This is a genomic window from Saccharibacillus sp. WB 17, from assembly GCF_008634075.2.
Classification (GTDB): domain Bacteria; phylum Bacillota; class Bacilli; order Paenibacillales; family Paenibacillaceae; genus Saccharibacillus; species Saccharibacillus brassicae.
In genome coordinates this window covers 130,882-143,347 of record NZ_VPFK02000045.1, presented here as the reverse complement: position 1 = coordinate 143,347, position 12,466 = coordinate 130,882, and the positions used below count along the sequence as shown (strand labels likewise).

General features: G+C 58.6%; 13 protein-coding genes. 12 read left to right on the top strand and 1 reads right to left on the bottom strand.

Going from position 1 to position 12,466, the window contains the following annotated elements; genetic code table 11:
* The 12 genes from FTE24_RS21030 to FTE24_RS20975 form a co-directional block, all read left to right on the top strand.
* On the top strand, window positions 1-334 hold a 334-nt coding region (locus FTE24_RS21030), incomplete at its 5' end, for a hypothetical protein (RefSeq protein WP_202111945.1).
* Window positions 335-510: 176 nt separating this feature from the next.
* Window positions 511-699 carry a glutamate decarboxylase gene (locus FTE24_RS21025; protein ID WP_150231331.1) on the top strand — a complete coding sequence of 63 codons (189 nt, stop codon included), beginning with the start codon at window positions 511-513 and terminating at the stop codon, window positions 697-699.
* Between the two features lie 102 nt (window positions 700-801).
* Window positions 802-1,695 (top strand): acetyl-CoA carboxylase, carboxyltransferase subunit beta, encoded by an 894-nt coding sequence (gene accD, locus FTE24_RS21020; RefSeq protein WP_150231329.1) that lies wholly within the window; start codon window positions 802-804, stop codon window positions 1,693-1,695.
* 4 nt (window positions 1,696-1,699) lie between these two features.
* Window positions 1,700-2,674 (top strand): acetyl-CoA carboxylase carboxyltransferase subunit alpha, encoded by a 975-nt coding sequence (locus tag FTE24_RS21015; protein WP_150231327.1) that lies wholly within the window; start codon window positions 1,700-1,702, stop codon window positions 2,672-2,674.
* 258 nt (window positions 2,675-2,932) lie between these two features.
* Window positions 2,933-4,351 (top strand): pyruvate kinase, encoded by a 1,419-nt coding sequence (pyk, locus tag FTE24_RS21010; protein ID WP_141449108.1) that lies wholly within the window; start codon window positions 2,933-2,935, stop codon window positions 4,349-4,351.
* 185 nt (window positions 4,352-4,536) lie between these two features.
* Window positions 4,537-5,097 carry an acyl-CoA thioesterase gene (locus FTE24_RS21005; protein WP_150231324.1) on the top strand — a complete coding sequence of 187 codons (561 nt, stop codon included), beginning with the start codon at window positions 4,537-4,539 and terminating at the stop codon, window positions 5,095-5,097.
* Window positions 5,087-5,479 (top strand): FxsA family protein, encoded by a 393-nt coding sequence (locus FTE24_RS21000; protein WP_150231322.1) that lies wholly within the window; start codon window positions 5,087-5,089, stop codon window positions 5,477-5,479. The genes FTE24_RS21005 and FTE24_RS21000 overlap by 11 nt, the downstream gene beginning before the upstream one ends.
* A 524-nt stretch (window positions 5,480-6,003) precedes the next feature.
* Window positions 6,004-7,116 carry a citrate synthase gene (citZ, locus tag FTE24_RS20995; protein ID WP_150231320.1) on the top strand — a complete coding sequence of 371 codons (1,113 nt, stop codon included), beginning with the start codon at window positions 6,004-6,006 and terminating at the stop codon, window positions 7,114-7,116.
* A 179-nt stretch (window positions 7,117-7,295) separates the two neighbouring features.
* Window positions 7,296-8,594: an NADP-dependent isocitrate dehydrogenase gene (gene icd / locus FTE24_RS20990; protein WP_141449112.1), complete on the top strand. Its 1,299-nt coding sequence runs from the start codon at window positions 7,296-7,298 to the stop codon at window positions 8,592-8,594.
* Between the two features lie 105 nt (window positions 8,595-8,699).
* On the top strand, window positions 8,700-9,653 hold the full coding sequence (gene mdh, locus FTE24_RS20985) for a malate dehydrogenase (RefSeq protein WP_150231318.1): 954 nt from the start codon (window positions 8,700-8,702) through the stop codon (window positions 9,651-9,653).
* Window positions 9,654-9,838: 185 nt separating this feature from the next.
* Window positions 9,839-10,711, top strand: coding sequence for an SDR family oxidoreductase (locus FTE24_RS20980; protein WP_150231316.1), 873 nt, complete (start codon window positions 9,839-9,841; stop codon window positions 10,709-10,711).
* A gap of 107 nt (window positions 10,712-10,818) precedes the next feature.
* Window positions 10,819-11,700: an SDR family oxidoreductase gene (locus FTE24_RS20975; RefSeq protein WP_150231314.1), complete on the top strand. Its 882-nt coding sequence runs from the start codon at window positions 10,819-10,821 to the stop codon at window positions 11,698-11,700.
* Window positions 11,701-11,884: 184 nt separating this feature from the next.
* Here FTE24_RS20975 and yfbR read toward each other — a convergent pair whose 3' ends face one another.
* Window positions 11,885-12,454 (bottom strand): 5'-deoxynucleotidase, encoded by a 570-nt coding sequence (gene yfbR / locus FTE24_RS20970; protein ID WP_237401881.1) that lies wholly within the window; start codon window positions 12,452-12,454, stop codon window positions 11,885-11,887.
* Window positions 12,455-12,466: the final 12 nt, after the last annotated feature.

Below are 12,466 nucleotides of genomic sequence, written 5' to 3'. Positions count from 1 at the left end.
GCGCAGGCCTTCCGGCGGCGCCGGCTCGCCGCCCGCCCGGCCGGGTACACGCCCTGCCGCGGCCGCGCCTTCCGCGCCGCCCGCGTCGGCGTCTCCGGACGCGAAGACGCCGCGCGTCTTCGTCAAGATCGCGGCCGACCGCCGCAATCCGGAGATGCTGGAGACGCTCAAGCAGATGCTGCAAAGCCATCCGGGCTCGATGCCGACGCTGCTCTTCTATGAAGATACGCAGAAGCTCATCGCGCTGAGCGACGCGTACCGGATCGAGCCGACGGACGAGCTGGTGACGCAGATGGAGAACCTGCTCGGCGGAGGAACCGTACGCGTCAAATAGGCCGCGCAGGCGGTACGGAAAGCCCCGGACCGGGTTTTCGCATCGGGGGATGCGGAAGCCCGGTTTCTTCGCGCGTCCGATTCTGTTGCTAAAAAAAACAGCCTTATGTTATCATTAAGCCATTATGCAGAGGAAACGGGTTCATCCGGGCATCGACAAGGGGGACAGGGTTGTTCATGTGGACGGTGATTTATATCGCCTCTACCGCCAGGTTGGCGGAGAAGCTTCGGCACAGGCTGACTGAAGAAGGATTTCTCGTCAAAGTCCGTCCCCTCGACATGTCCAAGCAGCAGTTCGAGATTCTGGTTCCTTCCGGCGAGCTCGACGAGATCCAGGAAGTGCTGAATTGTATTTTGTATTCCTGATCCCCGCCGTTTGCGTTCGGGATCGAAGCGCGCGAGCCGCGCGTATGCTCAGATCGACCTTCAAGGCGAGGCCCGCCAAATAACGGCTGAAGAGGTGTAGTGGTGTTCAAGGATTTATTTCAGAAAAAAAGAAAGTACGCAACCCTTCCTTCCGATCGCAGCGCCGGAGGCGGCGAAGCGGAAACGCAGCCGCGTCCGAAACGGGAGATCCCGGAAGGGCTCATGAATAAATGCAGCAAGTGCGGCGCGATCCAATACAGCAAAGAGCTGGAGAAAAACCTCAAAGTGTGCACGTCCTGCGGCCACCATATGCGCTTGAACGCCATGGAGCGCATCGCGATGACGCTCGACGAAGGCAGCTTCGTCGAACGCGACGGCGACGTCGTGTCGATCGATCCGCTCGAATTTCCCGGGTATGCCGGCAAATTGGCGGAGCAGAAGCTGAAGTCGGGGCTGAAGGAGGCGGTCGTGACCGGAGAAGGCGCGATTCACGGCCAACCGGTCGCGGTCGCCGTCATGAGTTTCGACTTTTTCAGCGGCAGCATGGGTTCGGCGGTCGGCGAGAAGATCACGCGGATCATCGAGCATGCCGGGCAGTACGGCCTGCCGCTGATCATCTTCTCGACTTCGGGCGGAGCCCGGATGCAGGAGAGCATCTTCAGCCTGATGCAGATGGCGAAGACGAGCGCGGCGCTGGGCCAATTCTCGGAAAAGGGCGGGCTTTACCTGTCCGTCATCACCGATCCGACGATGGGCGGCGTGTCGGCGAGCTTCTCCATGCTCGGAGACGTCATCATCGCCGAGCCGAGCACGAACTTCGGCTTTGCCGGACGTCTCGTTATCGAACAGACCATTCGCCAAAAACTGCCGGACGATTTCCAGACGGCGGAGTTCAATATGCAGCACGGACAGCTCGATCTGGTCGTGCACCGCAAAGAAATGAAAACGATGCTGGGCAAACTGATCGGCATGCACAGTAAAAAGGAGGAGCTCTAGACGGATGGCGGGAGAATTGGCGTTTGAGCAGCCTCTTGTAGAGCTGCGCAAGAAGATCGACGAGCTCAAGCATTTCGGACAGGAAAAAGGGATCGATTTCAGCGATGAAATCTCCCGCCTGGAAGAACGCTACACCGAGCTGCAGCAGGATATTTACACCAATGTGACGCCGGCGCAGAAGATGCACCTGGCGCGCCATCACCAGCGTCCGACGACGCTCGACCTGATTCCGTACGTGTTCACCGACTTCGTCGAACTGCACGGCGACCGGATGTTCGGCGACGACATGGCGATCGTGGGCGGCATCGCCCGGTTTGGCGGCCGTCCGGTGACGGTCATCGGCCACCAGCGCGGCAAGGATACCAAAGACAACATCGCGCGTTTCTTCGGCAGTCCCCACCCGGAAGGCTATCGCAAAGCGCAGCGCCTGATGAAGCAGGCGGAGAAGTTCGGCCGTCCGATCGTCACGTTTATCGATACCAAAGGCGCTTATCCCGGCAATACGGCCGAAGAACGCGGCCAATCGGAAGCGATCGCCCGCAGCATGATGGAGATGGCGATGCTCAAAGTGCCGGTCGTCTGCATCGTGATCGGCGAAGGCGGCAGCGGCGGCGCGATTGCCGTAGGCGTAGGCAACCGCGTGCTGATGCTCGAGAACGCGATCTATTCGGTCATTTCGCCGAACGGCGCGGCTTCGATCTTGTGGAAAGACGCGTCCAAAGCCGATCAGGCGGCGGAAGCGATGAAGATTACCGCGCCCGATCTGCTGGAATTCAAGATCATCGAAGAAGTGATTCCCGAGCCGAAGGGCGGGGCGCACCGCGATTACGAAGCGACCGGTCTTGCGATCCGCGACGCGCTGGGACGCCATCTGGACGAAATCGGGCATCTCGACGCCGACGCGCTGATCGCGGGACGGTACGAAAAATTCCGCAAGATCGGACAATACGCTTCCGAACGGCCTTTACCGAACTCTTGATCAGTTTTTACTTTAAAAACCTATACAAAACCGCGTTTTTAGTGTAGATTTAATTGTTGGTGAGGATTTTATAACCATCCGAAAACCGACTTCCAAATGCGTATCACAGAGGTCGGTGCACCGCGTGCCGATCTCTTTTTGTGCGGTAAAGCGGAAGGGTGCGTATGAATATCCGGTTTGGAACCGCTAGTCGACAGAGAGAGTCTCCCCGAGAGGCTCAAGCAGAGATCCCAGAGATCAAAAAACGGAGGAACCCAAATGCGTAAAACAAAAATCGTATGTACAATCGGTCCGGCAAGCGAATCGCTGGAAAACACGAAAAAACTGATCATGGCGGGCATGAACGTCGCTCGAATGAACTTCTCCCACGGTGACTTCGAAGAGCACGGCAACCGCGTTAAAAATATTCGTCAAGCGTGCCAGGAGCTCGGCAAGAGCGTTGCCCTGCTGCTTGACACCAAAGGTCCGGAGATCCGTACCGGCAAAATCGCCGTCGAGCCGCTTGACCTGGTCGAAGACGAGTTCATCACGCTGACGACCGAAGAAATCGCCGGCGACAAAGACCGTCTGTCCGTGTCCTACGTCGATCTTCCAAAAGACGTATCGGTCGGCTCCACGATCCTGATCGACGACGGCCTGATCGGCCTGACCGTTACCGAAGTTGCGGGCACGGAAATCAAATGCCGCATCGTTAACGGCGGACAAATCAAAAGCCGCAAAGGCGTAAACGTACCGGGCGTCAGCATCTCGCTGCCGGGCATCACCGAGAAGGATACGAACGATATCGTTTTCGGTATCCAACAGGGCGTAGACTTCATCGCCGCTTCGTTCGTACGCAAAGCGAGCGACGTGCTGGAAATTCGCGAACTGCTGAAAAAGCATGACGCCGAGCATATCCAGATCATCTCCAAAATCGAAAACCAGGAAGGCGTCGACAACCTCGACGAAATCCTTGAAGTATCCGACGGCCTGATGGTTGCCCGCGGCGACCTCGGCGTCGAAATCCCGGCCGAAGAAGTGCCGCTGGTGCAAAAGCAAATGATCGAGAAGTGCAACCGTGCCGGCAAACCGGTTATCACGGCTACGCAAATGCTCGACTCCATGCAGCGCAACCCGCGCCCGACGCGCGCCGAAGCGAGCGACGTGGCCAACGCCATCCTCGACGGCACCGACGCGATCATGCTGTCCGGCGAGACGGCTGCCGGCAAATACCCGGTAGAATCGGTACAGACGATGTCCCGCATCGCGGAAAAAGCGGAGTCCGCCATGGCCAACCGCGAAATCCTGAAAAAACAAAGCGAAGCGCAGCAAAAATCCGTTACCGAGTCGATCAGCCAATCGGTCGCTCACGCGGCATGGAATCTGGACGTCAAAGCGATCGTGACTTCGACCCAAACGGGTACGACGGCTCGCATGATCTCCAAATACCGTCCGGTCGCTCCGATCATCGCGGTTACGACGCAGGAGCAAACGCTTCGTCGTCTCGCTCTTGCCTGGGGCGTTATCCCGGTCAAAGGCGAAATTGCCGAAACGACCGACGAATTGTTCGAGAGCGCTATTCAGGGCGCGAAAAATTCCGGTATCGTGCATGAAGGCGATCTGGTCGTAATCACGGCCGGCGTACCGCTGGGCCGTTCCGGTTCGACGAACCTGATCAAGGTCGATCAAGTTCACTAAGCCGTTCCTAGGAGAAAAGCTGCCCGCTTGCGGGCAGCTTTTTGTTTTGCTTTCGCCCAGCGTTCGGCGAAGCGTACGCATTGGCAATGGAGTACCCTTTTCGTATACAATAAACAGACAAGGCTTAAGACGGAGGACCCAGGATTTATCCGGGGCTTTCGTCTGATTACAAGGAGTGGACAGGCATGACCGACAGCAATTCGGCAGCGCAGCGGGAGCAGCGGCGGAGCCCCTGGTTCCGGACCGGCTTGAACGTGCGCTATCAGGAAACGGACAAAATGGGCGTGGTCTATCACGCCAATTATTTGAACTGGTTCGAGATCGGACGCACCGAGATGATCCGCTCGATCGGGCTGTCCTACAGGCAGATCGAAGAGCACGGCCTGTATCTGCCGGTGATCGACGTGCGCTCGCGCTTCGTCCAGCCGGCCCGCTACGACGATCGCGTCTGGATCTACGTGCGCATCAGCGGATTTTCGCCGCTGCGCCTGGAGTACGAATACGAGATTCGCCGCTGCGAACAAGGGGAGGCTTGGAGCGCCGAACCGGCGGGCTTCGGCGAAGAAGCGCCGCTGCCCGGCACGCTGCTCAATCTCGGCATGACCGAGCATGTCTGGTTGAACGCCGACTGGAAGCCGGCCCGCCTGAGCAAAGCGGCGCCGGAAGTCTATGCCCGGCTTGCGGAGTGGATCTCCGACCCGAAGCCGGCGAATCGACAAGAAGGGGGACATCCGGATGAAAAATAGAATGGCGCTGCTGTTTATTCTCGCCGTTGTCGTGGAGGCGGCCGCCTTCGCTTGGCTGATCGAATATTTCGGCTTTTTCAAAACGCTGGTGCTTGCGCTTGCCACGACCGTCATCGGTATCGCCATGGTCCAGTTCGAAGGACGCAAAGCGATGAACGATCTCAAACTGCTGGCCGAAAGCGGGCAGCCGCCCGGCCGCAAACTGGTCGACGGCGTCTGCATCATGGCCGGAGGCGCGCTGCTCGTCGCACCGGGATTCATTACCGACCTGATCGGCATCACGCTCGTCTTCCCGCTGACCCGTCCGCTCTACCACCGCGCCGCCATGCGCTGGATCGAGAAACGGATGAAAAAAGGCAATATTACTTTTAACCGGCGCTGATCGGCGAGCCGCCGCACGGGACCGTCCGCATGCTGCGGACGGTTTTTGGCGTGAAATCGAATGCCGTTTGAACTTGCAAACGCTTGCTCCCTCCTGTAACATATATCACTGTAAGGGGTTACAACATGCACTTATCGCCCCGATAAAACATTTTGATCCCGGTTAACAAACGGAAACGTTCAAAAAAATGACAAAATCAGGTATGATGTTCAAGAAGGAATGCATTCTGACTTGTTATTTTCCCGCAGGATGCCAAGACCGGGGGCCCAACCGTTTGCCGAACGTTAAAAACGGTTACAAAAGGTTGGGTTGTGTTTCAAATCCGAAGGCTTTCGACGGTCTGCGGGTTGCAAACACATCGCGTGCCCCCAGTTCGTTGGCCGAGTCTCAATTTTTGTTCGACAGGATGATCCGAGCTTCCATGAAGCGACATAGGCAGTCGATGAACCGAACATTTGACGCGGTCAACGGACAAGAGTTACCGCCTGCATTTATCCGTCCCATTCAAAAAGGAGAGATGTACGATGACAGCGACTAAAGGTCTTGAAGGGATTGTAGCCGCAACTTCCTCGATCAGTTCGATCGTGGACGGTGTGCTTACATACCGGGGGTATAACATCGACGATCTGGCCGAGAACGCTTCTTTTGACGAAGTCGCCTATCTGCTCTGGCACGGTGCGCTTCCGAACGAAGAGCAGCTGGCGCAGCTGAGAAGCAATCTGCAGCAGTATGCCGCGATTCCGGCTCCCTTGATCGAACAGATGAAGTTGTACCCGAAAGACATGAACATGATGGCGGCTCTGCGTACGGCGGTGTCCGGCCTGGCTCTCTACGACGCCGATGCCGACGAGATGACCCGCGAATCGAACGTGACCAAAGCCGAACGCCTGCAGGCCCAGCTCCCGACTGTAGTAGCCGCGCTGGCCCGTATTGCCAAGGGAGAGGAGCCGATCGCGCCGAAGCCGGATCTCGGGCTGACCGAGAACTTCCTCTATATGATGAGCGGCGAAGTGCCGGAGCAGACGGCGGTCGAAGCGCTGGACAAAGCGCTCGTGCTGCATGCCGACCACGAATTGAACGCTTCGACGTTCGCTTCGCGCGTTACGGTAGCGACGCTGTCGGACATTTATTCGGGTGTGACGTCGGCGATCGGCGCGCTCAAAGGCCCGCTGCACGGCGGCGCCAACGAAGCGGTCATGCGCATGCTCGAAGAGATCGGTTCTCCCGATAACGTGGAGAGCTATATCCAGGGCAAGCTGGACAACAAAGTCAAAATCATGGGCTTCGGCCATCGCGTCTACAAAAACGGCGATCCGCGCGCGAAGCATCTGATGGAGATGTCCCGCCGTCTGGGCGAAGCCAAAGGCGACCTGTCGCTGTACGAAATGTCCGTCAAGGTCGAAGACCTGGTCACTTCGCAAAAAGGGCTGAAGCCGAACGTCGACTTCTACTCCGCTTCCGTCTATACGCTGCTCGGCATTTCGCGCAACCTGTTCACGCCGATCTTCGCGATCAGCCGTGTATCGGGATGGACCGCGCACATTTTGGAGCAGTACGAAGACAACCGCCTGATCCGGCCGCGCGCCGAGTACGTGGGCGAGCTGGATCTGACGTACGTGCCGATCGCGCAGCGTTAAGCGTTCTCCACACCGCCCGGAAGCTTTTGAGGCGACGGGCGGTTTTTTTTCGGCATAAGGTTCGCGTTTTGTTCAAAATTCGTCCGTCATAAGCTACAATGGAAAAGATTGCGGGCGCACGTTCGTCATGCACGGCATGCCCCGAACCGTACCAACACTTCGAAGGAGGAATTCCATTCATGTCTAAATTGGAAAAATTCGCCGCACCGACTGAGGGAGAACAAATTCAGATCCAAGACGGAACGCTCGTCGTTCCGAACAACCCGATCATTCCGTTTATCGAAGGCGACGGCACAGGCCGCGACATCTGGAAAGCTTCCAAGCGCGTATTCGACGCAGCCGTGGAAAAAGCGTACGGCGGCGAGAAAAAGCTGGCTTGGTACGAAGTGTTCGCGGGAGAGAAAGCGTTTAATACATACGGAGAGTGGCTGCCGACCGACACGCTGACTGCTATCCGTCAATATATCGTAGCGATCAAGGGACCTCTGACGACGCCAATCGGCGGCGGCATTCGTTCGCTTAACGTGGCGCTGCGCCAGGAACTCGACCTGTACGTATGCCTGCGCCCGGTTCGTTACTTCGACGGCGTGCCTTCGCCGGTGAAGCGTCCCGAACTGGTCGACATGGTCATTTTCCGCGAAAACACGGAAGACATCTATGCCGGCATCGAATATCAGGAAGGCAGCGAAGAAGTCAAAAAAGTGCTGGAATTCCTGAAAAACGAAATGGGCGTCAACAAGATCCGTTTCCCGGAAACGTCCGGTATCGGCATCAAGCCGGTCTCCGAAGAAGGCTCCAAGCGTCTCGTTCGCGCAGCGGTTCAATACGCGATCGACAACAACCGCAAAACGGTTACGCTGGTGCATAAAGGCAACATCATGAAGTTCACCGAAGGCGCCTTCAAAAACTGGGGCTACGAAGTGGCGGAAGCGGAATTCGGCGAGCAGGTGTTCACTTGGGCGCAGTATGACGAAATCAAGGAAAAAGACGGCACGGATGCAGCGAACGCGGCTCAAAAAGCGGCCGAAGACGCAGGCAAGATCATCGTGAAGGACGCTATTGCGGACATCGCGCTGCAGCAGGTCCTGACCCGTCCGACCGATTTCGACGTCATCGCGACGCTGAACCTGAACGGCGACTATCTGTCCGACGCCCTGGCGGCTCAAGTCGGCGGCATCGGTATCGCTCCGGGCGCCAACATCAACTACGTGACCGGACACGCGATCTTCGAAGCGACGCACGGCACGGCTCCGAAATACGCGGACAAAGACGTCGTGAACCCGGGTTCCGTCATTTTGTCCGGCGTTATGATGCTTGAGCACCTGGGCTGGCAGGAAGCGGCCGACCTGATCTACAAAGGTCTGGAAGCATCGATCAACAACAAAACGGTCACTTACGATTTCGCGCGTCTGATGGAAGGCGCCAAAGAAGTGAAGTGCTCCGAGTTCGCCGACGAAGTCATTCGCAACATGCAGTAAGCTTTACCGCTCGCGGGCGGAAGGGGAGCCTCGAACGGCTCTTCTTCCGCCCGTTCTTTTTTGAAGAGACGCGCATTTCATTCCACACGAGGAGGCACAACCCCCATGACTATCGCACGCAAAAAGATTACGATCGTCGGCGCAGGCTTCACCGGCGCGACGACCGCGCTGATGATCGCGCAGAAAGAACTGGGAGACGTCGTGCTGCTCGATATTCCGCAGCTGGAAAATCCGACCAAAGGCAAAGCGCTCGATCTGCTGGAAGCTTCGCCGGTGCAGGGCTTCGACGTCCGCATCGTCGGCACGTCGGACTACGACGACGCGGCGGATTCCGACCTCGTCATCATTACGGCAGGTATCGCGCGCAAGCCCGGCATGAGCCGCGACGATTTGGTCAGCACGAACGCGGGCATCGTCCGCTCGGTCTGCGAACAGATTCGCCGCGTCGCGCCCGACACGACGGTGCTCATTCTGAGCAATCCGGTCGATGCGATGACTTACGCGGCGTACCAAGCGCTCGGTTTTCCGAAGAACCGGGTCATCGGACAGTCGGGCGTGCTCGATACGGCGCGTTACTGCACGTTTATCGCCGAGGAACTGAATGTCTCGGTCGAAGACGTGCGCGGCTTCGTGCTGGGCGGACACGGCGACGACATGGTGCCTCTCGTTCGGTATTCCAGCGTCGGCGGCATCCCGATCGAATCGCTGATCTCCAAAGAGCGGATCGCGGAAATCGTGCAGCGCACGCGGGTCGGCGGCGGAGAGATCGTCAACCTGCTCGGCAGCGGCAGCGCGTATTACGCGCCGGCCGCTTCGCTCGTGCAGATGGCCGAAGCGATTCTCAAAGACAAGAAGCGGGTTCTGCCGGTCATCGCGCTGCTCGAAGGCGAATACGGCTACCGCGATTTGTTCCTCGGCGTGCCGGCAGTACTCGGCGGCGGCGGGATCGAGAAAGTGTTCGAGCTGGAGCTGACGGCCGAAGAACAGGCGGCGCTCGACAAATCGGCCGATTCGGTGCGCGCCGTCATCTCGATCGTGGCTTCCGGATCGTCGAACTAGAAACAGATTCAAGCGCCCGCTGCGGTCCTGCGACCGGCAGCGCGGCGCTTTTTTTTGCTGTTTGGCTCGCTTTTTGCAGGGAAAGAAAGTGGCTGGGCAGGTCGTCCGATTTTGCCGAACAGGGTTTGGCTGCCCGGGGAAGGTGGTAATGGGGTGCATAACCGTTTTGCGAAAGGAGTGTTGGCATGTCCGGGAAGCAGCAGGAAATTTCGACGCCGCCGGCGCAGCAGCAAAAGCAGGATTCGCACGGCAGCGAGCGGGAGATGACGCCGAAGCCGATCGTGATCTCCGATACGTACAAAGCGGCAGGCAAACTGGCCGGGATGACGGCGATCATCACGGGAGGAGACAGCGGCATCGGCCGGTCCGTCGCCGTGCATTATGCGCGGGAAGGCGCCGACGTGGCGATCGTCTACCTCAAGCAGCATGAAGACGCGGAAGAAACGAAAAGGCTGGTGCAAGCGGAAGGCCGCAGCTGCCTGCTGCTGAGCGGCGATCTCGGCGAAGAGTCGTTTGCGCAGGAGAGCGTCAAGCGGACGCTGGACAAGTTCGGGCGGATCGATATCGTCGTCAACAACGCGGCCGAGCAGCATCCGCAGCAGTCGTTGACCGATATTACGGCCGAACAGCTGGAGCGTACGTTCCGCACGAACATTTTTGCGATGTTCTATCTGACCAAAGCGGCGCTGCCACATCTGACGGAAGGCGCGTCGATCATCAACACGACTTCCGTCAATGCGTATCGGGGCAACGCGGGACTGCTCGATTATTCGTCGACCAAAGGCGCGATCGTAAGCTTCACCCGCTCGCTGTCGATGAACCTGGCGGAGCAGAAGATCCGGGTCAACGGCGTGGCGCCGGGTCCGATCTGGACGCCGCTTATTCCGTCGACCTATCCGGCGGACGAGGTAGCCGAGTTCGGCGGGAATCAGCCGCTCGGCCGCGTCGGACAGCCGTCCGATCTCGGACCGGCCTACGTCTATCTCGCTTCGGCCGATTCGTCTTACGTGAGCGGTCAGATCATCCACGTGAACGGCGGCGAAGTGATCGGGAGTTAAAATATTTACCTATTTTGGGTGCAACCGTTTTGTCTTTTGCCGACGGTGGTAAGTATGAGACGGAAGCTGAAGACCGCCTAAGACCTACGCGAAGGGAGTTTTCGACAATGCCAACCAACGAACAGAAATCGAACGAGACCAAGCCGCAAAGTCCGCCTGCCCAACAGCTGGAGGGACACGGTTCGGAATCGGACATGACGCCAACACCGGAGTATATCTCTCCGACTTATAAAGCCGCGGGCAAGCTCGAAGGCATGACCGCGATCGTGACCGGGGGAGACAGCGGCATCGGCCGCGCCGTCGCCGTCCATTACGCCCGCGAAGGCGCCGACGTCGCCGTGCTGTATTTCAGCGAACACGGAGACGCGGAAGAAACGAAGCGCCTCGTCGAAGCGGAAGGCCGGGAGTGCCTGCTGCTTGTCGGCGATCTCGGCGACGAAGCGTTCTCGCAGGAAGCCGTCAAGCGCGTGATCGAAAAGTTCGGCAAGCTCGATATCGTCGTCAACAATGCGGGCGAGCAGCATCCGCAGGAATCGTTGACCGACATTACGGCGGATCAGCTGGAGCGGACGTTCCGCACGAACATCTTCGGCATGTTCTTCCTGACCAAAGCGGCGCTGCCGCATTTGAAGGAAGGCAGCTCGGTCATCAACACGACGTCGATCACCGCGTACCGCGGCAGCCCGCAGCTGCTGGACTACTCTTCGACCAAAGGCGCGATCGTGAGCTTCACCCGCTCGCTGTCCATGAACCTGGCGGAGAAGAAGATCCGGGTCAACGGCGTGGCGCCGGGTCCGATCTGGACGCCGCTCATTCCGTCGACGTTCCCGGAAGAGAAAGTCGAATCGTTCGGCGAATCGCAGCCGCTTGGCCGGATGGGCCAGCCTTCGGAGCTCGGACCGGCTTATGTGTACCTCGCTTCGTCCGACGCCTCGTACGTCAGCGGCCAGATCATTCACGTGAACGGCGGCGAAGTCGTCAACGGGTAATGCGATCCCGCTCCGGCGTACGCTCGCGCGAATGAATAAATGAATGAACGCACGAATCCATACACGAATCAATAAATGAACGAAGCCCGAACCCAATAGGCAACGGCAAAAAAACGTCCCGGTTTTGCGCATGCGCGCGAAGCCGGGACGTTTTGGGTGTGCCGCACAAACAGGATCGCGGCGCTTAGCGAATCTCGGGCCGATCGGCCTGTTCGCCCATCTGCGTGGACAGCTCGTCGAGCGTCATCTCGAACGCCGGAGCGAGGTGCTTGAGGAAATATTCGACTTCCGGCATGGCCGATTCGGCCAGCTTCTCTTCGGTCTGCTGCTTGGCAACCGCGAACTCGCGGTTGCCGGCCGCGACTTCCCACGCGCACTTGAGATACGCGTCGATCCGGTCGGCCGCTTTGACATAGGTATGCAGCCGCTTGTCTTCCTCGCTCGGTTCGGTCGTGCCAATCAGCGCGGCGTACACCGGCTGAAGCGGTTCGGGCGCCATATCGGTCAAGCGCTGCGCGCCCATCTGTTCGATCAGGCGGAAATTGTTCAGCAGCGTCTCGTTATGATGTTTGACGGGAGTCGGAATATCGCCGGTGAACACTTCCGGCGCGTCGTGGAACAGGGCAAGCGTCGCGGCGCGGTCGGCGTTGAGCGACTTGCCGTACAGTTCGTTGCCGATCGTGCACAGCAGATGCGACAGCAGGGCCACGTGATACGAATGCTCGGCGACGTTTTCGGTCATCGTGCTGCGCATGAGGCTCCAGCG